The sequence below is a fragment of the Pseudomonas sp. H3_A02 genome (assembly GCF_054671965.1).
The window spans coordinates 6,109,743-6,133,293 of record NZ_CP162807.1 but is presented as its reverse complement, the minus strand read 5'-3'; the positions used below and the strand labels follow the sequence as shown (position 1 = coordinate 6,133,293).

The following is a 23,551-nucleotide window of genomic DNA, read 5'->3' as shown; positions in this document are numbered from 1 at the left end:
ACAGAAGATCTTACTTGGAAAGAAACCGCATCCCTTCCTCCAGCCCCCGCAAAGTCAGCGGATACATCCGGTCCTCGACCAACTCGCGCACGATGTTGGTCGAGGCGGTATAACCCCAGGTGTCCTTGGGGTACGGATTGATCCAGATGAGCTTCTTGTACTTCTCCATGAAGCGCTGCATCCACACATAACCGGCTTCTTCGTTCCAGTGTTCGACGCTGCCGCCGGCCTGGGTGATTTCATAGGGCGCCATGGCCGCGTCGCCGATGAAAATCACTTTGTAGTCGGCGCCGTACTTGTGCAGCAAATCCTGGGTCGAGGTGCGTTCCGAGGTACGGCGCAGGTTGTTCTTCCACACCGACTCGTAGACGAAGTTGTGGAAGTAGAAGTACTCCAGGTGCTTGAACTCGGTCTTGCACGCCGAAAACAGCTCTTCGCAGATTTTCACGTGGGCGTCCATCGAGCCACCGATGTCGAACAGCAGCAACAGCTTGACGGTGTTGCGTCGCTCCGGGCGCATCTGGATGTTCAAGAGGCCGGCGTCCCGGGCGGTGTGGTCGATGGTGCCGTCGATGTCCAGCTCTTCGGCCGCACCCTGGCGGGCGAATTTGCGCAGGCGGCGCAGGGCGATCTTGATGTTGCGGGTGCCCAATTCCACTTGGTCGTCGAGGTTCTTGTACTCGCGTTGGTCCCAGACCTTCACGGCCTTGCCCTGGCGCTTGCCGGCGTCGCCGACGCGAATGCCTTCGGGGTTGAAGCCGCCGGAGCCGAACGGGCTGGTGCCGCCGGTGCCGATCCATTTGTTGCCGCCGGCATGACGTTCCTTCTGTTCTTCCAGGCGTTTCTTGAACTCCTCGATCAGCTTATCCAGACCACCGAGGGACTGGATCTGTGCCCGTTCCTCGTCGGTCAGCGAGCGCTCGAATTCCTTGCGCAGCCAGTCCTCGGGGATCAGCGCCTGGAGGTGGTCGTCGAGTTTTTCCAAACCGTTGAAGTACGCGGCGAACGCCCGGTCGAACTTGTCGAAATGCCGTTCGTCCTTCACCAGGATCGCCCGGGACAGGTAATAGAACTCGTCCATATCGGCGAAGATCACCCGCTGTTTCAGCGCGTTGATCAGGTCCAGCAGTTCACGCACCGACACGGGCACCTTGGCGGCGCGCATTTCGTTGAACAGGTTAAGCAGCATGGCAATCGCCCTCGCTCTTGTTAGACGAAGAGGATCAGCGGGTGCCGCGACGGCTCATGAACGCCAGGCGCTCAAGCAGTTGCACGTCCTGCTCGTTCTTGACCAAGGCGCCGGCCAGCGGCGGAATGGCCTTGGTTGGATCACGCTCGCGCAGCACCGCTTCGCCGATGTTGTCGGCCATCAGCAGCTTGAGCCAGTCCACCAGTTCGGAGGTGGAAGGCTTTTTCTTCAGGCCCGGTACCTTGCGCACGTCGAAGAACACGTCCAGCGCTTCGCTGACCAAGTCTTTCTTGATGTCCGGGTAATGCACATCGACGATTTTCTGCAAGGTAACGCGGTCGGGGAAGGCGATGTAGTGGAAGAAGCAGCGGCGCAGGAAGGCGTCCGGCAGTTCCTTTTCGTTGTTGGAGGTAATGATGATGATCGGGCGCTGCTTGGCCTTGATGGTTTCGTCGGTCTCGTAGACATAGAACTCCATCTTGTCGAGTTCCTGCAGCAGGTCGTTGGGAAACTCGATGTCGGCCTTGTCGATTTCGTCGATCAGCAGGATCACCCGCTCCTCGGACTCGAACGCTTCCCAGAGCTTGCCCTTCTTCAAGTAGTTGCGCACATCGTGGACCTTGTCCACGCCCAGTTGCGAGTCCCGCAGGCGGCTGACCGCGTCGTACTCGTACAGGCCCTGGTGGGCCTTGGTGGTGGATTTGATGTGCCAGGTGATCAGGCGCGCGCCGAAGGACTCGGCCAGTTGCTCGGCCAGCATGGTCTTGCCCGTGCCCGGCTCGCCCTTGACCAGCAACGGCCGCTCCAGGGTGATGGCGGCGTTCACGGCCAGCTTCAAGTCATCGGTGGCCACGTAGGCGCTGGTGCCTTCGAACTTCATTCTGCAATTCCTCGAACGGTATCGCCGGCCTGAGGAGGCGGGGCGCGGGAAATAAATAACGTGCCCGACTATAACGCGACGCCCCGCCGACTGTGAACGCAGACGCTGTATTCAGTCTCTGAATGGAGCGTCACATGTTGACTCAGTCTCGGCGCCTTGCCAGTATTGCATATCGCCAATTTGGCGATACGCTCGGTGGCATGTCTACTAAATATCGATTCAGAGATACCTATCGCATTCAGTTGCGGGAAAGGGATCATCCTCCGCCCCATGTCCACCTCACGGGTAGCGGAGTGGATGTGGTCCTGAGCCTGGAAACCGTCGAAGTCATGATGGGGCGGGCGCCGCCATTGATCATAAGGAAGCGCTGGACTGGGTCAGGGCTCATCAGGCGCAACTGCTAGAGGACTGGCAACGATGCTACCCATGAAACGGCCGCGGCTATTGGCCGTGCAGCCTGTATTGCCGTTCAGCCTGGACCTGACGTTCATCGACGGTCAGCAACTGAGGCTGGACTTGAGCGCCGATGTACAACGTTATCCCGACTTGCAGCCTCTGTTGAAAGACGAAGCGTTTGCGGGCGCAATTTTGGGCGACGATGGCTGGAGCGTGGAATGGCCAGAACTGGATATCCAGATCGGTGCCGATACGTTGTATCTGGATGCACTGGCGCAGAACGCCGTGAACGAAAATACCCGCATCTTCATCGGTTGGCGTGCCCGCACCGGCCTGCCGCTGAGCCAGGCGGCTGAAGCGCTGGGGGTCAGTGCTCGCAGCATCAGCCGCTACAGCAGTGGCCGTGAGGCTGTGCCGCGTTCGTTGGCCCTGGCGTGCCTGGGCTGGGACTCGTTGCAGCGTGAAGGCGCAAGTGTGGCGGCGGAACCGACTGGCCGTTATACCGTCACGCGCAAACCTTAGTCGGCCGCCGGCGGCGGTTGTTCATAACGGGCATTGAAGGCCTGGACGAAACCGTTGCGCAGTATCTGCAGGAAGGCTTCGAAGGCGCTGATGTCCTGCTGGTGAACATTGCCGCTGAGTTCCACCCGGGTGGCGAACTGGTTCTTGCGCTGGTTCTTGAGGGCCGTTTCACCTGTGCCGACCAGCGCTTCCCAGACCGAGCGGAAGATGTTCTTGTTCTGGTTTTCCACGTCCTGCTGCCAGTCGAACACATCAACATCACGCAGCAATGGCTTGATGTAGCCGCTGAGCCGGGCATTGTCGGCTTCAGCCTCGACCACCAGGTCGCCGTGGCCAGCATTGAAATCGAACTTGCCATAGGCCGCGGCGAAATCGTTCAGGCGCCTGAGCTCGATGTTTCTGGCCCGCAGGCGGAAATCGAAATCTTCGAAATCGCTCAAGGGGTCGAAGGTGGCCTGCATTTCCAGGGGCGCATGTTCGGCCACCAGGGCCTTGCCTTCGAAACGGGCGTCGCGCTTGCCTTCGGTGTCGACCACGTTGGTCAGGTTATAGAAGCTGGCGTTGACGTCGGTGGCCCGCAGGTTGACCGGTGGCTTGGAGTTGAAATTGCGAAAGGTGACCTTGCCATCTCTGATGCGCACTTCGTTGAAGGTGATGGGCAGCAGTTTTTCCAGTTGCTCGCGCCAGTTGGTGCCCCGGCCGGTCTGGGAGTTCTGGCGGTTGGCGCCGCCGTCGACGAAGTTCACTTCGGGGCGGGCGAATTCCACCTCGGCCACCACCGCATGGTCGTACCACAGCGAGTGCCAGCTCACCGACAGGTCCACCAGCGGTGCGGTGACGAACGGCACCGGGACCTTGCCGTCGACCTTGACGATTTCCAAGCCGTTGATCCGGTAGGCACCGCGCCACAGGGCCAGGTCTACGTCGGTGATCTGGCCGCGATAATCGCCCATGTTGGCCAGTTTATCGTTCAGGTAGTCGCGTACCAGGTAAGGCAGGGTGAAGTGCAGGGCCACGAGCACCGCGACGAGGGTGGCGAACACCCACAGTGGCCAGCGGTATCGACGCTTCATGTCAGTCAGTCTCCAGCGTTTGTTGGGGGAGCGCCTCCTAATGCCATTGACTGTCGCAACAACGGGAACGTTCGGTGCAACTGGACGCCCATGGGCAACAGGCATACCTTTAAAGGCTTAAATTCTCGCCCCATCAAGGACCCAGCCATGAGCCGTATATTCGCTGACAACGCCCATTCCATCGGTAATACGCCACTGGTGCAGATCAACCGCATTGCGCCGCGCGGTGTGACCATCCTGGCCAAGATCGAGGGGCGCAACCCAGGGTATTCGGTCAAGTGCCGGATCGGCGCGAACATGATCTGGGACGCTGAAAGCTCGGGCAAACTCAAACCGGGCATGACCATCGTCGAACCGACTTCGGGTAACACCGGGATCGGCTTGGCGTTCGTCGCCGCCGCCCGTGGCTACAAACTGATGCTGACCATGCCGGCCTCCATGAGTATCGAGCGCCGCAAGGTACTCAAGGCCCTGGGGGCGGAGCTGGTGCTCACCGAACCGGCGAAGGGTATGAAGGGGGCCATCGAGAAGGCCGCCGAGATTCTGGCCAGCGATCCGTCCAAATACTTCATGCCGCAGCAGTTCGATAACCCGGCGAACCCGGCGATCCACGAAAAGACCACCGGCCCGGAAATCTGGAACGACACCGACGGTGCGGTGGACGTGCTGGTAGCGGGCGTGGGCACCGGCGGAACCATTACCGGGGTTTCGCGGTATATCAAGAACACCTGCGGTAAGCCGATCCTGTCGGTGGCGGTCGAGCCTGAGGTTTCGCCAGTGATTACCCAGGCGATGGCGGGTCAGGAGATCAAGCCCAGCCCCCACAAGATCCAGGGGATCGGCGCCGGGTTCGTGCCCAAGAACCTCGATCTGTCGATCGTCGACTTGGTCGAGCGGGTCACTGACGACGAATCCAAGGCCATGGCCCTGCGCTTGATGCAGGAGGAAGGCATCCTCTGCGGGATTTCCTGTGGCGCGGCGATGGCCGTGGCCGTGCGCCTGGCGCAAAAGCCGGAAATGCAGGGCAAGACCATCGTCGTGATTCTGCCGGACTCGGGCGAGCGGTACTTGTCGAGCATGTTGTTCAGCGATCTGTTTACCGAGCAGGAGACTCAGCAGTAATCGTGAATTCACTGCGAGGGTGAGAGAGCCCTGCTGTGGGAGCAAAGCTTGCTCGCGATATAGGCACCTCGGTTCCTGGCAGACCGCATTATCTTCATCGCGGGCAAGCCTTGCTCCCACGGAGAGCCTGCCTACAAAGGTTCATTTAGCGGTGTTTTGACCGGCGTCAGCCAAGGTTCAGGTGGCGCCTGTTAGAAAGTGTTTATTGCGTTTTACTCAACAGAGAATGTTGCGTCAGACGGTTTTTACCCGGGCCACGAATGTTTAACATGGTCCTCGGCTACGTCGGGCAGTAGGCGTTGCGTCAGTTGTTTTTGGACAAGGAGTTGTAAAAATGACCGTTTCGTTTATCGCCAAGGCCTCGGTGTTGCTGCTGTTTTTGGGCAGTACGCTTTATGTGCATTTGCGTGGCAAGGCGCGTTTGCCGGTGTTGCGTCAGTTCGTCAACCATTCGGCGCTGTTCGCCCCCTATAACGCCTTGATGTACCTGTTCTCCGGCGTGCCCTCGAAGCCTTACCTGGATCGCAGCAAGTTTCCCGAACTGGATGTGCTCAAGGACAACTGGCAAGTCATTCGCGACGAGGCCATGCACTTGTTTGACGAGGGTTACATTCGCGCCGCCGAGAAGAACAACGACGCCGGTTTCGGCTCGTTCTTCAAGAAGGGGTGGAAGCGTTTCTACCTCAAGTGGTACGACAAACCGCTGCCGTCCGCCGAGTTGCTTTGCCCCAGGACGGTCGAGCTGGTCAGCCGGATCCCTAACATCCGGGGCGCGATGTTTGCCCTGTTGCCCGGTGGCAGCCATCTGAATCCACATCGAGACCCCTTCGCCGGTTCGTTGCGTTATCACCTGGGGCTGTCCACGCCCAATTCCGATGACTGCCGGATCTTCGTCGACGGTCAGATCTACGCCTGGCGCGACGGCGAAGACGTCATGTTCGATGAAACCTATGTGCACTGGGTCAAGAACGAAACCCCACAGACCCGCGTCATCCTGTTCTGTGATGTCGAGCGGCCCTTGAAAAGCCGGCTGATGACCCGCCTCAACCGCAGCATCAGCGCATTCCTCGGCCGCGCCACCGCGCCACAGAACCTGGACGATGAACATGTCGGCGGCATCAACCGGGCCTATGCCTGGAGCAAGTCGTTCAGCGACGGCATCAGTGGCCAGGTCAAGCAATTCAAGCGCAAGCATCCCAAGGCGTATCGGGTGATGCGGCCCGTGTTGGCGGTGGCGGTGCTGACGGCGCTTGGTTATTGGTTGTTCGTTTAAAACATTGCGCAGTCCATCGGGCGCTGGTTATAGTCAGCGCTCTTCGGGTTTTCCAACCCACCCTTCAAGAGATCGGCTCATGCCTGCATCCCCTGTCATCGCGGTCGTGGTTCCAGCGTTCAACGCTGGCGTCGTGCCGTGTGGGAGTCAGCAGCCTGCGCAGATCGGTCAATACCCCCCACCTGTCCGTAGCTCATCGGTGTACGCCGTCGTATCACCGCCGGGTGTTGGCATTCAGGGCTGATCGGCAACGGTTGCCATCCCCTGTGCCCGCCTGAAAAAACTACTGGACTTCAGCCTCGGCTGAGTTGGCTTTTTGCCTGACTACAGGTGGTATCCATGTTTTCCCTTTCCAAAAACGCCTTATTGGCGGCGGCTTCCACGAGCCTGTTCGTTTTGCTGTGGAGCAGCGGGGCGATCTTTTCCAAGCTGGGCCTGGCCCACGCTTCACCCTTCGCCTTTTTGCTGATCCGATTTGCCATCGCACTGTTCGCGCTGGTGCTGTTGATTCCGTTGCTCAAGTTCAAGCTGCCCAAGACCGGTAAGCCGATGCGGTACGCGGTGACCACCGGGTTGGTGCTGCTGGGCGCCTATCAGATTTTTTATCTGCTGGCGCTGCAAATGAATGTCACGCCCGGGGTCATGGCCACCCTGATGGGGGTGCAACCGATCCTGACCGTGGTGCTCATGGAACGTCAGCGTTCCGGGGCGCGGATGTTCGGCCTGGTGCTGGGCTTGGTTGGGTTGGTCATGGTGGTGTACCAGGGCATCGGCCTGGCCGGCATGTCCCTGGCGGGGATGGTGTGCGGGCTGCTGGCACTGGTGAGCATGACGGCCGGTTCCATCATGCAGAAGCGCATCACCGACAACCCACTGGGGACACTGCCGGTGCAGTACCTGGCCGGGTTGGTACTGTGCGCGGTGTTTGTGCCGTTCCAGCCGTTTCACTTCGAATACAGTGCGGGGTTCTTCGTGCCGGTGCTGTGGATGGGGCTGGTGGTGTCGGTGCTGGCGACGTTGCTGCTGTACCGGCTGATCGCCCGTGGCAACCTGGTCAATGTCACTAGCTTGTTCTACCTGGTGCCGGCGGTGACGGCGATCATGGACTACCTGGTGTTCGGCAACCGGCTGGCGTTGTTGAGCGTGCTGGGGATGGTGCTGATCATCGTGGGGTTGGGGTTTGTGTTTCGTAAAAGCCGCTAGCCCTTAGTTATTGATTGCCTGTACCGCCGCTATCGCGAGCAAGCTCGCTCCCACAGGGTTATGCACAGCCCTTTGTGGGAGCGAGCTTGCTCGCGATGGCGCACTCAGCCACACCGAGGATTATCGGGCAGACGCTTCAGCCGGTTTCACCACAGCGGGCTTGAGCACCAACCACAACGCCGCCGCAATCAGCACCCCGCCATACAAATGCGCCATTCCCAACGGCTCATCCAGCAGCAACGCCCCCCACAGCACGCCGAATGGCGGGATCAGGAACGTCACGGTCATGGATTTGACCGGACCGATGGAACTGAGCAAACGGAAATAAAGGATGTATGCCAGCGCGGTGCACACCAGGCCCAGCCCCAGCAGTGACAACCAGACGCTCCAGCCACCCCAGCTGGCCGGCGGCTGGCTGATGACGCTGTAGCCAAACAGCGGCAGCAAGAACACCGTGGCGCCAAACATGCTGCCCAGGGCCGAGAGACGGCTGTCCAGGCCACCTTGGTGATCGAGCCAGCGCCGGGTGAGGAAACCGGCAAAGCCGTAGCAGGTCGTGGCCAGCAGGCAGGCGAGGGCGCCCATCAACAGTTGCAGGTCGAACGCCACCGGGCCGGCGCGGGTCAGGATGCCAACGCCGAGCAGCCCCAGGAAGACACCGCTGACCTTGGCCAGGGTCAGTTGCTCGCTGAAGAACAAGCCTCCGATCACCACGCCCATCAACGGCGTGGTGGCATTGAAGATCGCCGAGTAACCGGCCGGCAGCACCTGGGCCGCCAGCGAATAGAACGTGGCCGGAATGCCCGAGTTGATCAGGCCTAGCACCATGACGACTTTGAGCTTGCCGCGAAAATTCCAATCGACGCGCATCAGGGCCAGGATCACCAGCAGCCCGACGAAGGCGATGGACACGCGAAAGAACGCAGTGGGGATGGTGCCAATGACGGGGGCGATGATGCGCATGAACAGGAAGCTGGCCCCCCAGATGGCGGCCAGTGACAGTAAACGCAGGATATCGACGAGGTTCACGAGCCACTCCTTCCTTGATGGGGTGGCAAGTGTCGCCGCCCTGTATACCGATGGCAATGGTTGCGTTGCCGCGTAATTGGCCTCTAAGCTCAGTCGCCAATAACAAGCATGACTCGCCGAGGTTTACTTTATGCCGCAGCCATGGCCCGCCCTCGAAATCGCCCGTTCGATCCTCGACGGCTTCGACGATTATCGTGAGCATTTCCGGCAGATCACCGACGGCGCCCGCGCCCGGTTCGAGCAGGCCCAGTGGCTGGAGGCCCAAGCGGCTTCGGCGGCGCGGATCAATTTATATGAAGAAAAGGTCTTCGAAACCGTCGCCAAACTGCATAAGGCCTTCGATGACGAAACACTGATGGACGTGGGCTGCTGGCCTCTGGTTAAAAGTGCCTACATCAGCCTGATCGACCTGCGCTTCGACGATGAGCTGTCGGAAACCTGGTACAACTCGATCTTTTGCGGGCTGTTCAGCCACGATCTGATCAGCGATGGCACCATGTTCATCCACACCACCCGGCCCAGCCTGCGCCGGGCTCGCGCCGCCCAGACCCGCACCTACAAGCCCCAGGGGCAGTTGGACCGGATGCTGGCGAGTGTGTTCGCCGACTACCGTTTCAGCGAGGACTACGCCGATTTGCCGGGCGACCTGCAGCGCCTCGAAGCGCAGTTGCGCGAGAACCTGCCGGACTGGGTCTGCAAGGACCCGGAACTGACCGTGGAGTTGTTTTCCTCGGTGCTCTACCGCAACAAGGGCGCCTACCTGGTGGGGCGGATCTACACCCGTGATGAGCAGTGGCCGCTGGTGATTCCGCTGTTGCACCGCGAGGGCCGGGGTATTCAGATCGATGCGCTGATCACCGACGAGGCGCAGGTGTCGATCATCTTCTCGTTCACCCGCTCGTACTTCATGGTGGATGTGCCGGTACCAGCGGAATTCATCGGCTTTCTCAAGCGCATCCTGCCGGGCAAGCACATCGCCGAGCTGTACACTTCCATCGGTTTCTACAAGCACGGCAAATCCGAGTTCTACCGGGCGCTGATCAACCATCTGGCGAACACCGACGACCAGTTCATCATGGCCCCCGGCGTGCGCGGCATGGTCATGAGCGTGTTCACCCTGCCGGGCTTCAACACGGTGTTCAAGATCATCAAGGACCGTTTCTCGCCGTCGAAAAACGTCGACCGGGCCACGGTGATCGAGAAGTACCGACTGGTGAAAAGCGTCGACCGGGTCGGGCGTATGGCCGATACCCAGGAGTTCGCCGATTTCCGTTTTCCCCTGAGCAAGTTCGAGCCGGCCTGCCTGGAGGAACTGCTGGAAGTGGCGCCGTCCACGGTGTCGGTGGAAGGCGAGACAGTGTTGATTCGCCACTGCTGGACCGAACGCCGGATGACGCCCCTGAACCTCTACCTGGAAAACGCCAACCCGGACCAGGTACGCGAGGCGCTGGAAGACTATGGCCTGGCGATCAAGCAACTGGCGGCGGCCAATATCTTCCCCGGCGACATGCTGCTCAAGAACTTCGGCGTGACCCGCCACGGTCGCGTGGTGTTCTACGATTACGATGAAATCTGCTTTCTCACCGAAGCCAACTTCCGCCACATCCCCGAGCCCCGCACACCGGAAGACGAAATGGCTTCCGAACCCTGGTATTCCATTGGCCCGCTGGACGTCTTCCCCGAAGAGTTCCCGCCGTTCCTGTTCGCCGACGCCGGGCAGCGCAAGCTGTTCGACCAGTTGCACGGCGAGTTGTACAACGCCGACTACTGGAAAAGCCTGCAGGAGGCGATCCGGGCAGGGAAGGTGATCGATGTGTTTCCGTATCGGCGCAAGGACCTGGACAGCGAATAACCTCGAAATCTGCGCAAACCCTGTGGGAGCGAGCTTGCTCGCGATAATGGTGTGTCAGTCAACATCAACGCTGGCTGATCCACCGCTATCGCGAGCAAGCTCGCTCCCACAGGGTATGGCGGCAGGCAGGCTGCCATGTGTCGGCGCAACGGCCGCAAATCTGCGACAATCGCCCCCTTGCTCAAACCGACGACCCTTGCGTACCTGATGACTGACCAAGCTCCCGCTATCGACAAGCTGCTGAAAAACCTCGACCACGCCATGCTCGCCGACCGTCACCGGTTGCGGCGCCAGTTGCTCGAGCTGCGCAAGAAACCCGACGAGGCCAAGCTGGCCCAGTGGGTGACGCGCATGCAGGCGTCGTGCGACCAAGTGCTGGCGCGCAAGGCGAGCCTGCCGGTGATCCGCTACGACGACAATTTGCCGATCGCCGCCAAGCGCGACGAAATCAAGGAGGCGTTGCTCAAGCACCAGGTGCTGATCATCGCCGGCGAGACTGGCTCGGGTAAAACCACGCAGTTGCCGAAGATCTGCCTGGAAATCGGTCGCGGCCAGCATGGCTTGATCGGCCACACCCAGCCGCGTCGGATCGCCGCCCGCAGCGTCGCAAGCCGTGTGGCAGAGGAACTGGCCACGCCGTTGGGGGCGCTGGTGGGTTATCAGGTGCGGTTCGAAGACCAGAGCGACGCCAACACCCTGATCAAGTTGATGACCGATGGCATCCTGCTGGCCGAGACCCAGAACGACCGCTACCTCGAGCGCTACGACACGATCATCGTCGACGAAGCCCACGAACGCAGTCTGAATATCGACTTCCTGCTTGGCTACCTCAAGACCCTGCTGCCGCGCCGTCCCGACCTGAAAGTCATCATCACCTCGGCGACCATCGATCTGGAACGTTTCTCCAAGCACTTCGACGACGCGCCTATCGTGGAAGTCTCCGGTCGCACCTTCCCGGTGGAAACCTGGTATCGCCCGCTGACCCTGGAGCAGGACGAGGAGGGCAATCGGGTCGAGGACGACTTGACCGTCGACCAGGCGATCCTCGCCACCCTCGATGAAATCGCCGCCTATGAGCGCAGCGAGCGCCGTAGCCCCGGGGATGTGCTGGTGTTCCTGCCGGGCGAGCGGGAGATTCGCGACGCGGCGGAGATGCTGCGCAAGGCCCAGCTCAAGCACACCGAGATCTTGCCGCTGTATGCGCGATTGTCGCCGGCCGAGCAACAACGGATCTTCCAGTCCCACCCGGGCCGTCGGGTGGTGCTGGCGACCAACGTCGCCGAAACCTCGCTCACCGTGCCGGGCATCCGCTACGTGATCGACAGTGGTACCGCGCGCATCAGCCGCTACAGCTATCGGGCCAAGGTCCAGCGCCTGCCCATCGAGGCCATTTCCCAGGCCAGCGCCAACCAGCGCAAGGGTCGCTGCGGGCGGGTCGAGCCGGGGATTTGCGTGCGGCTGTACAGCGAAGAAGATTTTCTTGGGCGGCCGGAATTCACCGACCCGGAGATCCTGCGCACCAACCTGGCGGCGGTGATCCTGCAGATGCTGCACCTGCGCCTCGGCGAGATCACCGATTTCCCGTTCATCGAGCCGCCGGATGGCAAGGCCATCAGCGACGGCTTCAACCTGCTGCAAGAACTCTCGGCGGTGGACCGCAACAGTCAGCTGACCCCGCTCGGTCGGCAGTTGGCGCGCCTGCCGGTGGACCCACGCATGGGCCGCATGCTGCTGGAAGCGGCGAAGCTGGGCAGTTTGCAGGAAGTGTTGATCGTCGCCAGCGCCATGTCGATCCAGGACCCGCGCGAACGTCCGCCGGAACGCCAGCAAGCGGCCGACCAGGCCCACGCTCAATGGAAAGACGCCGACTCGGACTTCGCCGGGCTGGTCAATTTGTGGCGCGGTTTCGAAGAGCAGCGCCAGGCCCTGACCGCCAGCCCACTGCGCAACTGGTGCCGCAAGAACTTCCTCAATTACCTGCGCCTGCGTGAGTGGCGTGATTCCCATCGCCAGTTGAGTTTGATCTGCCGCGACATGCAGTTGAGCCTCAACAAAGACCCGGCCGACTACCCGAAGCTGCACAAAGCGGTGCTGTCGGGTCTGCTCAGTCAGATCGGCCAGAAAACCGAAGATGGCGATTACCTCGGCGCTCGCCAGCGGCGGTTCTGGGTTCACCCGTCCTCGGGCCTGGGCAAAAAGCGCCCGCAGTGGCTGATGACCGCCGAGCTGGTGGAAACCACCAAGCTGTACGCGCGCATGGTGGCCAAGATCGAACCGGACTGGATCGAGCCGTTGGCCGGGCACCTGATCAAGAAAAACCACTTCGAACCCCACTGGGAGAAGAAGCGCGGGCAAGTGGTGGCCTATGAGCAGATCACGCTGTTCGGGCTGATTGTCGTCGGTCGGCGGCCGGTGCACTACGGGCCAGTGGACCCGGTGGTGTCGCGGGAGTTGTTCATCCGCGAGGCGCTGGTGCGCGGCGAGATCCAGTCCAAGGCCAAGTGCCTGGGCGCCAATACCCGCTTGCTGGAGCAACTCGACGAGCTGGAAGCCAAGGCTCGTCGCCGCGACATCCTGGCGGACGAGGAAACCCTGTTTGCGTTCTATGACGCGCGTTTGCCGGCGGAGATCCACCAGACCGCGACGTTCGACAGCTGGTACCGGATCAACAGCCAGAAAGACCCGCAATTGCTGATCATGCGCGAGGAAGACGTGCTGGCCCGCGAAGCCAGCGAGGTCACCGCCACGCAGTACCCCGACACCTTGCGCGTCGGTGACCTGACCTTGCCGCTGAGCTATCACTTCGAGCCCAATCACCCGCGCGACGGGGTGACGCTGCGGGTACCGGCGCCGCTGCTGCCAATGCTGCCGCCGGAACGCCTGGAATGGTTGGTGCCAGGAATGATCGAGGCCAAGTGCATCGCCCTGGTGCGCAACCTGCCCAAGGCCTTGCGCAAGAACTTCGTGCCGGTGCCGGACTTCGTCAAGGCGGCGCTGCAACGCATCACCTTCGCTGAGGGCTCGTTGCCGCAATCCCTGGGCCGCGAACTGCTGCGCATGACCGGTGCGCGGGTCAGCGACGAAGCCTGGGCCGAAGCGGCCCAGCAGGTGGAAAGCCATCTGCGCATGAACCTGGAAATCGTCGATGGCCAGGGCAAGTTCCTCGGCGAGGGCCGCGACCTGGCCGAGTTGACGGCACGCTTTGCCGAAGCCAGCCAGGCGGCCTTGGCCGTGCCGCAAACGGCAAAAAGCCAGGCACCGGTGGAGGCGAAGGTCTTCGCGCCGGTGGCCGAAAAAACCCAGCAGAAGATCGCCGGGCTGTCGATGACGGTTTATCCGGCGCTGGTGGAAGAGGGCGGCGTGGTCAAGGAAGGGCGTTTCCCGACGCCGGCCGAAGCCGAATTCCAGCATCGCCGCGCCTTGCAGCGCTTGCTCATGCAGCAATTGGCCGAATCGGCGAAGTTCCTGCGCGGCAAGCTGCCGGGGCTGACGGAACTGGGCCTGCTGTACCGCGATTTGGGTCGCATCGACGGTCTGGTGGAAGACATCCTGCTCGCCAGCCTCGACAGTTGCGTACTCGAAGGTGAAACGAGCCTGCCCCGTGACGGCGCCGCCCTGGCGGCCCTGGCCGAGCGCAAGCGCGGCGGCTGGACCGAGCACGCCGAACGCCTGGCGAGGCTGACCCTGGACATCCTCAAGCTCTGGCACGGCCTGCAAAAACGCTTCAAGGGCAAGATCGACCTGGCCCAAGCCGTGGCGCTGAACGACATCAAGCAACAACTCAGCCACCTGGTGTACCCAGGCTTCGTGCGGGAAACCCCGCATCAGTGGCTCAAGGAACTGCCGCGTTACCTCAAGGCCATCGAGCAACGCTTCGAGAAGCTCGGCAGCCAGGTGCAGAAAGACCGGGTCTGGAGCGGCGAACTGTCGAACCTCTGGGCTCAATACCAGGCCCGCGCCAGCAAGCACGCCCAGGAAGGCAAGCGCGACCCGCAACTGGAGTTGTACCGCTGGTGGCTGGAGGAATACCGGGTGTCGCTGTTCGCCCAGCAGTTGGGTACCAAGGTGCCGATTTCCGACAAGCGCCTGGGCAAGCAGTGGGGGTTGGTGGAGGGTTGATCAGACAGATTGGGTAACCCTGTGGGAGCGAGCTTGCTCGCGATAGCGGTGAATCAGCCAGCATTGATGTTGACTGACCCACCGCTATCGCGAGCAAGCTCGCTCCCACAGGGTAGGGTGTTGTAGTGAATGGAGAATGGGCCAAACCCCAGCGTTTATGGCAAACTTCGCGCCTATAAATGCCGGTCCCGTGATTTTGAGCTTCAATGCCACGGGCGGATCCGGAATAAAGCGATGCCAGGGCTGCTTCCCCGGATGGGAAAAGTCCCTTTGTGTATTGGTACGTCGGTGCCAATACTTTCTGCCTGAACAGATCAGAGACACGACCCATGCATAACGTCGTCATCAGCGGCACCGGCCTGTACACCCCGGCCAACAGCATCTCCAACGAAGAGCTGGTGCAATCTTTCAATACCTATGTCGCGCAATTCAACGCCGACAACGCCGATGCCATCGCGCGCGGTGAAGTCGAGGCCTTGACCGAATCCAACGCCGCGTTCATCGAAAAGGCCTCCGGTATCAAGAGCCGCTTTGTCATGGACAAGGACGGCATTCTCGATCCGCAACGCATGACCCCACGCCTGCCCGAGCGCTCCAACGACGAGTGGTCGGTGCTCTGCGAAATGGCCGTTGGCGCCGCGAAACAGGCCTTGGAGCGCGCCGGCCGTACCGTCGCCGACATCGACGGGGTGATCGTCGCCTGTTCCAACCTGCAGCGTGCCTACCCGGCCATCGCCATCGAAGTCCAGGAAGCCCTGGGCATCGAAGGGTTCGGTTTCGACATGAACGTGGCCTGTTCTTCGGCGACCTTCGGCATCCAGGCCGCGGCCAACAGTGTGCAACTGGGTCAGGCCCGGGCGATCCTGATGGTCAACCCGGAAGTCTGCACCGGCCACTTGAACTTCCGCGACCGCGACAGCCACTTCATCTTCGGCGACGCGGCCACTGCCGTGATCATCGAGCGGGCGGACCTGGCGACTTCGCCGTACCAATTCGACGTGGTCAGCACCAAGCTGCTTACCAAGTTCTCCAACAACATCCGCAACAACTTCGGTTTCCTCAACCGCGCTGCGCAAGAGGGCGTCGGTAGCCGTGACAAGCTGTTCGTCCAGGAAGGCCGCAAGGTATTCCGCGATGTCTGCCCGATGGTCGCCGAGCTGATCGGTGCCCACCTGGAAGAAAACCAGCTAAACGTGGGCGACGTGAAACGCTTCTGGCTGCACCAGGCCAACCTGAGCATGAACCACCTGATCGTGCGCAAACTGCTGGGACGCGAAGCCACCGAAGCGGAAGCCCCGGTGATCCTCGACCGTTACGCCAATACCAGTTCCGCCGGTTCGGTGATTGCCTTCCACAAATACCAGGATGACCTGCCCAGCGGTTCGGTCGCCGTGCTCAGCTCGTTCGGCGCCGGGTATTCGATTGGTAGCGTGATTTTGCGTAAGCATTGATCCACTGTTGCGGCGCCGAATTTTTTGTGGAAGCAAAGCCATGTGGGAGCAAAGCTTGCTCGCGAAACAGGCAACTCGGTTTATAGAGGACCGCGTCGCCTGCATCGCGGGCAAGCCTTGCTCCCACATAAACCCCTCGCCACAATAGTGATCTATCCAGCCATAGGGTGTTGAATGACGATCACCGACGACACCCTCCTGCTCCAACGCCTCCTGGCCGGTGAGCAGCAGGCCTACAAGGAACTGGTCAACGCCTACCAGAGCCCGATGCGTGCCGTGGCCCATGCCATCGTCGGCAGCCGCCATGCCGACGAAGTGGTGCAGGACGCGTGGCTGTCGGTGGTGCGCAATCTCAGTGGCTTCCAGGGGCGCTCCAGCCTCAAGACCTGGTTGTTGACCATCACGGCCAACGCCGCCAAGGGACGCTACAAGCAGAACCGTCGGGAAGTGTTGCTCGATGACCTTCCAGCCCCCCACGGCACCCTCGGCGACGAGCGTTTCGCCGCTGACGGCCATTGGCTGCTGGCGCCGTTCGCCTGGCACCAGGACACGCCCGAAGCGTTGCTCACAATGAGTGAATTGCGCGATTGCCTGGAGCACACGTTGCTCAGCCTGTCGGAACTGCAAGGCAGCGTACTGAGCCTGCGTGAACAGCAGGGCCTGGAGTTGGACGAAATCTGTAATCTTCTGGACATTTCGCTCTCCAATGTTCGTGTGCTGTTGCATCGCGCCCGACTGAAGGTCTTCGCGACTGTTGAACATTTCGAGGAAACCGGCGAATGCTGACCTGCAAGGAACAAGTAGCGCGCTCCAGCGACTACCTCGACGGGCAATTGAGCTTTCGTGAACGCCTGATGGTGCGTCATCACCTGATGTTCTGCCCCAATTGCCGACGCTTCATCCGCCAGATGCGCTTGATGCAGGCGACCCTCAAAAAACTGCCGCAACCCCCGATTCCCGACCTGGATCACCTGGCCGAGAAACTCGCCGCCGAGCGTCGCAAAGATATCCGCTAAACCCAAACACACCACCCAATCCCTGTGGGAGCGGGCTTGCTCGCGAAGGCGGTGGATCAGCTTGCATTTATGGTGGATGTACAACCGCTTTCGCGAGCAAGCCCGCTCCCACAGGGAGTTTATGTTGTGTTGGTTATTCCCATTCGAAGTAAAAAGTTCCGCTGTCATAAAATCTTTATGTGATAGCAACTCGCCTGACACAACCGGCCGCCAAGATCCCCTCCCAACACCAGCGGGCCCAGTTCCGCGTGTTTTCTAACGCATAGACTACCAACAGGGGAATTCTTCGATGATCCGTAAGCACTTCGCAGGTGTTGCCGCCAGCGCACTGGCAATGGCAGTAACCGCCCAGGCTTTCGCCGGCACCGTCACCACCGATGGCGCCGATATCGTGGTCAAAACCAAGGGCGGCCTTGAGGTCGCTACCACTGACAAAGAGTTCAGCTTCAAGCTCGGTGGTCGTTTGCAGGCTGACTACAGCCAGTTCGACGGTATCTACACCGACAACGGCAAATCGGCCGATGCCGCTTACATCCGCCGCGGCTTCCTGGAGCTGTCCGGCGTGCTGTACACGGATTGGGCCTACACCATCAACTACGATTTCGCCCACAACAGTGGCGATTCCGACAACGGCTACTTCGACGAAGCGTCGCTGGCCTACAACGGCTTCAAGCCAGTGTCGATCAAGGTCGGTCGCTTTGACCCCGACTTCGGCCTGGAAAAAGCCACCAGCTCCAAGTGGGTGACCGCGCCTGAGCGTAACGCTGCCTACGACCTGATCGACTGGGCCAACGGCCACCAGAACGGCCTGGGTATCCAGGCTTCCAGCACCTTCGCCGACTCGTTCTACGCCTCGGCCGGCGTGTTCAGCAAGGACACCGACGACACCGATGGCGACAGCGTCAAGCAAGTCAACGGTCGCTTCGTGTTCGCCCCGATGCACGAAGCTGGCAACGTGCTGCACTTCGGTCTGAACGTAGCTTCCCGTGACGTTTCGGACACCGCGTTCGACGCACGTTATCGCTCCCGCCTGGGCATGCGTGGCGTTGAAACCCTGGGCGGCAACGATGCCGGTCCTAACGGCAACCGTCCGGTCCTGGGCGGCGCCAACAACTCGCCGGCCGGTTCGTACGACACTGACACCGCCTTCGGCCTGGAAGCTGCTTTCGCCATGGGTCCTGCGTCGATCCAGGGTGAATACATCTCCCGCAAGACCAAGGCTGACAGCGACGCCTTCGAAGACATCAAAGGCCACGGCTTCTACGTCCAGGGTGCCTACACCATCACCGGTGAGTCCCGTGGTTACAAGGTCGGCAAGTTTGATGCGATCAAGCCTCAGAACAAATCCATCGGCGCCTGGGAAGTGTTCTACCGCTTCGACAGCATGACCGTCGAAGACGACAACATCACCACTGCCTCGGCGACCCGTGAAGTGGGCGATGCCGAAGCCAAGGTGCACAACCTGGGCGTGAACTGGTACGCCAACGAAGCGGTGAAAATCACCGGTGCCTACGTCAAGGCCAAGACCGACAAAGTCACCAACGCCAATGGCGATGACGATGGCGACGGTTTCGTAGTCCGTGCCCAGTACGTGTTCTGAATCGCGCTGACTTGATACACCGCTGCACTTTCATCCGTTAAAGCTCCTTTCGACCCCGCCTCTGGCGGGGTTTTTTTTATGTGCGGCCGGTCAGTATCGGCGATACTCGCTCCATCCGTCGTCTGGCTCTCGAGGAAACGCATGCCGCTTCACGTCTTGGACAGCCTGTCCGCCATCGCGCCTCTGGAGTGGGACGCGTTGGTGCCCGCCAACCAGCCTTTCCTGCGCCACGCCTTCCTCAGCACCTTGGAAGACAGCGCCAGCCTGGGTCCGCAATCCGGGTGGCAAGCCGAGCACTTGTTGCACATTGAAGACGGTCGTCTGCTGGCGGCTCTGCCCAGTTACCGCAAATGGCATTCCTACGGTGAATACGTGTTCGACCACGGCTGGGCCGACGCTTGCGCCCGCGCCGGCATCGACTATTACCCCAAGCTGTTGACGGCGGTACCGTTCAGTCCGGTCAGTGGCCCGCGACTGTTGGCGGCGCGGGTGGAGGACGGTCTGGAGTTGCTGGGCAGCGTGCCCGGCTACCTGGAAATCGAAGGGCTTTCCAGCGCCCACGTCAATTTCACCGATGCCTTCACCGACGCGGCGCTCGCTGGGCAGGAAGGCTGGCTGCAGCGGATCGGCTGCCAGTATCACTGGCAAAATCGCGGTTATCGCGACTTCCAGGATTTTCTCGATGCCCTCAGTTCCCGCAAGCGCAAGCAGATGCGCAAGGAACGCGAACAAGTGGCGGGGCAGGGCATCGCATTCGAATGGCTCGAAGGTCATCAGTTGGACGAGGCACAGTGGGATTTTGTCTACGCCTGTTACGCCAACACCTACGCGGTGCGTCGGCAGGCGCCGTACCTGACCCGGGCGTTCTTCAGCCTGCTGGCCGAGCGCATGCCCGAGGCCATTCGCGTGGTGTTGGCCAAGCAAGGTTCACGGCCGGTGGCGATGGCGTTCAGCCTGGTGGGCGGCGACAGTTTCTACGGGCGTTACTGGGGCTGCCTGGCGGAATTCGACCGCCTGCACTTCGAAACCTGCTTCTATCAAGGCATGGATTATGCGATTGCCCATGGCTTGCAGCGCTTTGATGCCGGCGCCCAGGGCGAGCACAAATTGATTCGTGGATTCGAGCCGGTGATTACCCGCTCGTGGCATTACTTGCGTCATCCGGGGCTGAAAGCGGCGGTGGCGGATTTCCTCGTGCGCGAGCATGAGGGGGTGCTGGCCTATGCCGAAGAGGCGAAGACAGCACTGCCTTATCGGCAGTGCTGATCTTCGCGGGTGTGACTCAGCGGGTTTCCTGGCCCAGCCAGCGGTACGAGACACCGCCGATGACGGCACCCAGCAGCGGCGCCACCCAGAACAGCCACAGCTGCTCGATGGCCCAGCCACCGACAATCAGCGCCGGACCAGTACTGCGGGCCGGGTTGACGGAGGTGTTGGTGACCGGAATCGAGATCAGGTGAATGAGCGTCAGGGCCAGGCCGATGGCAATCGGTGCCAGCCCGGCCGGCGCACGTTTATCGGTGGCGCCGAGGATGATCAGGATGAACATCGCCGTCATGACCAGTTCGGTGACAAAACCGGCCGGCATTGAATACCCACCCGGCGAATGCTCGCCGTAACCGTTCGCGGCCAGGCCGGACGCGGCCAGGTCAAAGCCTTCCTTGCCGCTGGCGATGAAGTAGATCAACGCAGCGGCCAGCACTCCCCCTATGACTTGGGCAATGATGTAGGCAGGCAACTCCCTGGCCGGAAACCGCCCGCCCACGTACAAGCCCAACGAAACGGCGGGGTTCAAATGGCAACCCGATATATGGCCGATGGCGAAGGCCATGGTCAATACCGTCAGGCCGAACGCCAGGGCAACCCCCAGCACGCCGATCCCCGAGGCCGCCAATACCGCGCTGCCACAGCCGCCCAACACCAGCCAGAACGTACCCAACAACTCAGTCGTTGAACGTTTGAGTAAAGACATAAGCATCCTTGATAAAACAGTCGTGATAATCGGTTATGCATCCAGCAGTATTACGACAGGTCCATCTCCAGAACCTGAGCTGAGTACAGCAGAGTGTGGCGACAAATCCAGCGGCCTAAAAAAACCGCCAGCGTCATGGACGGTGGCGGTTTTGGCCGTGGTCGGCGGGGAGTATGGGGTTGCTGTGTGGGCTAAATGGATCGTGGACAGAATTTTTCAGAATAGCGCTCGGACACTGGGCTGTGGGAGCAAAGCTTGCTCGCGATGCAGGCGCCTCGGGCCATCCGGAAGACCGCGTCATCTTCATCGCGGGCAAGCCTTGCTCCCACACGATCTCCAAAGTCTTCTGTCTGTAGAAGTCAACCCGGTTCAGTCGATCCCCACGAACCCACCGGTCTGATGCTGCCATAGCCGTGCATACAATCCGCCGTGGGCCAACAACTCGGTATGGCTGCCGGTTTCGGCGATGCGGCCATTTTCCAGCACCACCAAGCGGTCCATCCGGGCGATGGTGGAGAGGCGGTGGGCGATGGCGATCACGGTCTTGCCTTGCATCAGCGTCTCGAGGCTTTCCTGGATCGCCGCCTCGACTTCCGAGTCCAGCGCCGAGGTCGCTTCGTCCATGATCAGGATCGGCGCATCCTTGAGCAGCACCCGCGCGATAGCAATGCGCTGGCGCTGGCCGCCGGACAGTTTCACGCCGCGCTCACCCACATGGGCATCGAAGCCAGTGCGGCCTTCGGCGTCCGACAGCAATGGAATGAACTCATCGGCGCGGGCCTTGTGCACGGCTTCCCAAAGTTGCGCATCGGTGGCGTCGGGCTTGCCGTAGAGCAGGTTGTCGCGAATCGAACGATGCAGCAGCGAGGTGTCCTGAGTGATCATGCCGATGCGCTCGCGCAGGCTTTCCTGGCCGACTTCGGCGATGTTCTGGCCGTCGATGAGGATGCGCCCGCCTTGTACGTCATAGAGGCGCAGCAGCAGGTTCACCAAGGTGGATTTACCGGCGCCGGACGGGCCGATCAGGCCGATTTTCTCGCCAGGCTTGATGGTCAGGTTCAGGTCGCCGATCACCCCGCTTTTCTTGCCGTAGTGGAAATCCACATGCTCGAAGCGCACCTCGCCCCGGGCCACCGCCAGGGGCTTGGCCTGGTCGCGGTCGGTGACGCTGACGGGTTGGGAGATGGTCTGCAGGCCGTCCTGGACCATGCCGATGTTTTCGAAGATGCCGGTGACGACCCACATGATCCAGCCGGACATGTTGACGATGCGGATCACCAGCCCGGTGGCCAACGCGATGGCGCCGACGCTGATCAGCGACTGGGTCCACAGCCACAGGGCCAGCGCGGTGGTGCCGACGATCAGCAGCCCGTTCATGCTGGTGATGACCAGGTCCATGCTGGTTACCACGCGGCCAGCCAACTGGGCTTTTTCGGTCTGCTCCTGGATGGCTTCGCGGGCGTATTGCTGTTCGAAATTGGTATGGGCGAACAGCTTCAGGGTGGTGATGTTGGTGTAGCCGTCGACGATCCGCCCCATGAGCTTGGAGCGGGCATCGGACGACACCACCGAGCGCTCCTTGACCCGGGGCACGAAATAGCAGAGTGCGCCGATGTAGGCGGCAATCCACATCAGCAGCGGGATCATCAGGCGCCAATCGGCTTCGGCGAACAGCACCAGCGAGCTGACGGCATAGATCAGCACGTGCCACAGGGCATCCACGGCCTGGACCGCCGAATCGCGCAAGGAATTGCCGGTTTGCATGATGCGCTGGGCGATGCGCCCGGCGAAGTCGTTCTGAAAGAAATTCAGGCTCTGCTTGAGCACGTAGCTGTGGTTCTGCCAGCGAATCAGGCTGGTCATGCTGGGGCTCAGGGTCTGGTGCACCAGCAGGTCATGCAGGGCTACGAAGATCGGCCGGAAAACCAGCGCCACCACGGCCATCCACGCCAGTTCGAGGCCGTGAAGCTTGAAGAAGTCCACATTGGGCGTGCCCTGGGTCAGGTCGATGATGCGGCTCAGGTAGCTGAACAACGCCACTTCGATCAGCGCGCCGATCAGACCGACCACCAACAGCACGGCGAAGCTGGGCCAGACCTGTTTCAGATAATAGGTGTAGAAGGGCAGGACGCGGTTCGGCGGAGCCGAGCTCGGGGCGTCGCGGAAGATATCGATCAGTGTTTCGAAGCGGCGAAAAACCATGGGTAAATGCCCTGGCAGGGGCTCTCCTTCTTGCTAATGGGCGGTGCGGGGTGACCGTGCCGCCCAGGCTTGCCGTGTGCCTTTTCAGTCGATGCGCTTGGCCGACTTGATGATCACAGGGTCGATCGGCACGTTTTGCATGCCTTGCTTGGTGGTGGTCTGGGAGTTGACGATGATGTCCACCACGTCCATGCCCTTGACCACCTTGGCGAACACCGCATAACCGGCGTCACGGCCCGGGTCGAGGAAGGCGTTGTCGGCCACGTTGATGAAGAACTGGCTGGTGGCCGAGTCCGGGTTGGAGGTGCGGGCCATCGACAAGGTGCCGCGAACGTTGTGCAGGCCATTGCTGGCTTCGTTCTTGATCGGTGCCTTGGTGTCTTTCTGCTGCATCTGCTGGGTAAAGCCGCCGCCCTGGGCCATGAAGCCCGGGATCACACGGTGAAAAATCGTGTTGTTGTAGAAACCGCTGTCCACGTACTCAAGGAAGTTCTTGGTACTGATCGGGGCCTTGACCGGGTCCAGTTCGATTTCGATCTGGCCGTTGGTGGTGTCCAGCAATACATGCGGTGCCTTGGCGGGTGTAGCGGCCATCAGGTTGGCAGCAAACAATACGGTGCCAGCGGCAAGGGCGATTTTTTTCAGCATGGGG

Annotated in this window: 18 protein-coding genes and 1 pseudogene; 12 read left to right on the top strand and 7 right to left on the bottom strand. The window is 61.0% G+C overall.

Annotated features, from left to right (window positions below):
* Positions 1–10 precede the first annotated feature (10 nt).
* Together AB4N80_RS26850 and AB4N80_RS26845 are read right to left on the bottom strand one after the other, a co-directional pair.
* Positions 11–1,189 (bottom strand): vWA domain-containing protein, encoded by a 1,179-nt coding sequence (locus AB4N80_RS26850; protein WP_003198888.1) that lies wholly within the window; start codon positions 1,187–1,189, stop codon positions 11–13.
* Positions 1,190–1,223: 34 nt separating this feature from the next.
* Complete coding sequence (locus AB4N80_RS26845) at positions 1,224–2,069, bottom strand: AAA family ATPase (RefSeq protein ID WP_003184225.1); 846 nt, start codon at positions 2,067–2,069, stop codon at positions 1,224–1,226.
* A 200-nt stretch (positions 2,070–2,269) separates the two neighbouring features.
* On the opposite strand from AB4N80_RS26845, the pseudogene AB4N80_RS26840 reads away from it, so the two are divergent.
* Together AB4N80_RS26840 and AB4N80_RS26835 are read left to right on the top strand one after the other, a co-directional pair.
* Positions 2,270–2,499 (top strand): annotated as a pseudogene (locus AB4N80_RS26840) (DUF4160 domain-containing protein).
* Complete coding sequence (locus AB4N80_RS26835) at positions 2,487–2,987, top strand: DUF2442 domain-containing protein (RefSeq protein WP_460079750.1); 501 nt, start codon at positions 2,487–2,489, stop codon at positions 2,985–2,987. Before AB4N80_RS26840 ends, AB4N80_RS26835 begins: the two are co-directional and overlap by 13 nt.
* Here AB4N80_RS26835 and AB4N80_RS26830 read toward each other — a convergent pair.
* Positions 2,984–4,060: a DUF748 domain-containing protein gene (locus AB4N80_RS26830; protein ID WP_122566116.1), complete on the bottom strand. Its 1,077-nt coding sequence runs from the start codon at positions 4,058–4,060 to the stop codon at positions 2,984–2,986. The two genes, AB4N80_RS26835 and AB4N80_RS26830, sit on opposite strands and share 4 nt — an antisense overlap.
* Before the next feature lie 147 nt (positions 4,061–4,207).
* On the opposite strand from AB4N80_RS26830, the gene cysK reads away from it, so the two are divergent.
* The 3 genes from cysK (at position 4,208) to AB4N80_RS26815 (ending at position 7,658) form a co-directional block, all read left to right on the top strand.
* On the top strand, positions 4,208–5,182 hold the full coding sequence (cysK, locus tag AB4N80_RS26825; protein ID WP_122566117.1) for a cysteine synthase A: 975 nt from the start codon (positions 4,208–4,210) through the stop codon (positions 5,180–5,182).
* A 334-nt stretch (positions 5,183–5,516) separates the two neighbouring features.
* Positions 5,517–6,455: an aspartyl/asparaginyl beta-hydroxylase domain-containing protein gene (locus tag AB4N80_RS26820; RefSeq protein WP_122566118.1), complete on the top strand. Its 939-nt coding sequence runs from the start codon at positions 5,517–5,519 to the stop codon at positions 6,453–6,455.
* A gap of 339 nt (positions 6,456–6,794) precedes the next feature.
* Complete coding sequence (locus tag AB4N80_RS26815; protein WP_460079745.1) at positions 6,795–7,658, top strand: DMT family transporter; 864 nt, start codon at positions 6,795–6,797, stop codon at positions 7,656–7,658.
* 120 nt (positions 7,659–7,778) lie between these two features.
* Here AB4N80_RS26815 and AB4N80_RS26810 read toward each other — a convergent pair whose 3' ends face one another.
* Complete coding sequence (locus AB4N80_RS26810; protein ID WP_460079742.1) at positions 7,779–8,687, bottom strand: DMT family transporter; 909 nt, start codon at positions 8,685–8,687, stop codon at positions 7,779–7,781.
* A gap of 130 nt (positions 8,688–8,817) precedes the next feature.
* On the opposite strand from AB4N80_RS26810, the gene aceK reads away from it, so the two are divergent.
* The 7 genes from aceK to AB4N80_RS26775 all read left to right on the top strand — a co-directional run bounded on the left by aceK (position 8,818) and on the right by AB4N80_RS26775 (position 19,991).
* Positions 8,818–10,539, top strand: a complete 1,722-nt coding sequence (gene aceK / locus AB4N80_RS26805) for a bifunctional isocitrate dehydrogenase kinase/phosphatase (protein WP_305470175.1) — start codon at positions 8,818–8,820, stop codon at positions 10,537–10,539.
* Positions 10,540–10,746: 207 nt separating this feature from the next.
* Positions 10,747–14,658, top strand: a complete 3,912-nt coding sequence (hrpA, locus tag AB4N80_RS26800; RefSeq protein ID WP_122566122.1) for an ATP-dependent RNA helicase HrpA — start codon at positions 10,747–10,749, stop codon at positions 14,656–14,658.
* A gap of 329 nt (positions 14,659–14,987) precedes the next feature.
* Positions 14,988–16,109 carry a beta-ketoacyl-ACP synthase III gene (locus AB4N80_RS26795; RefSeq protein WP_122566123.1) on the top strand — a complete coding sequence of 374 codons (1,122 nt, stop codon included), beginning with the start codon at positions 14,988–14,990 and terminating at the stop codon, positions 16,107–16,109.
* Between the two features lie 174 nt (positions 16,110–16,283).
* The gene (locus AB4N80_RS26790) at positions 16,284–16,895 is read left to right on the top strand and encodes an RNA polymerase sigma factor (RefSeq protein WP_122566124.1); all 612 of its coding nucleotides are present in this window, start codon (positions 16,284–16,286) and stop codon (positions 16,893–16,895) included.
* Positions 16,889–17,125, top strand: a complete 237-nt coding sequence (locus tag AB4N80_RS26785) for an anti-sigma factor family protein (RefSeq protein ID WP_092173064.1) — start codon at positions 16,889–16,891, stop codon at positions 17,123–17,125. The genes AB4N80_RS26790 and AB4N80_RS26785 overlap by 7 nt, the downstream gene beginning before the upstream one ends.
* Before the next feature lie 289 nt (positions 17,126–17,414).
* Positions 17,415–18,725 (top strand): OprO/OprP family phosphate-selective porin, encoded by a 1,311-nt coding sequence (locus AB4N80_RS26780; protein WP_122566125.1) that lies wholly within the window; start codon positions 17,415–17,417, stop codon positions 18,723–18,725.
* A 141-nt stretch (positions 18,726–18,866) separates the two neighbouring features.
* Complete coding sequence (locus AB4N80_RS26775) at positions 18,867–19,991, top strand: GNAT family N-acetyltransferase (protein WP_122566126.1); 1,125 nt, start codon at positions 18,867–18,869, stop codon at positions 19,989–19,991.
* 16 nt (positions 19,992–20,007) lie between these two features.
* Here the strand turns inward: AB4N80_RS26775 and aqpZ are convergent, their stop codons facing one another.
* The 3 genes from aqpZ to AB4N80_RS26760 form a co-directional block, all read right to left on the bottom strand.
* On the bottom strand, positions 20,008–20,697 hold the full coding sequence (aqpZ, locus tag AB4N80_RS26770) for an aquaporin Z (RefSeq protein WP_122566127.1): 690 nt from the start codon (positions 20,695–20,697) through the stop codon (positions 20,008–20,010).
* Positions 20,698–21,066: 369 nt separating this feature from the next.
* On the bottom strand, positions 21,067–22,899 hold the full coding sequence (locus AB4N80_RS26765; protein ID WP_122566128.1) for an ABC transporter ATP-binding protein: 1,833 nt from the start codon (positions 22,897–22,899) through the stop codon (positions 21,067–21,069).
* 84 nt (positions 22,900–22,983) lie between these two features.
* Positions 22,984–23,547 (bottom strand): peptidylprolyl isomerase, encoded by a 564-nt coding sequence (locus AB4N80_RS26760; RefSeq protein WP_122566129.1) that lies wholly within the window; start codon positions 23,545–23,547, stop codon positions 22,984–22,986.
* Positions 23,548–23,551: the final 4 nt, after the last annotated feature.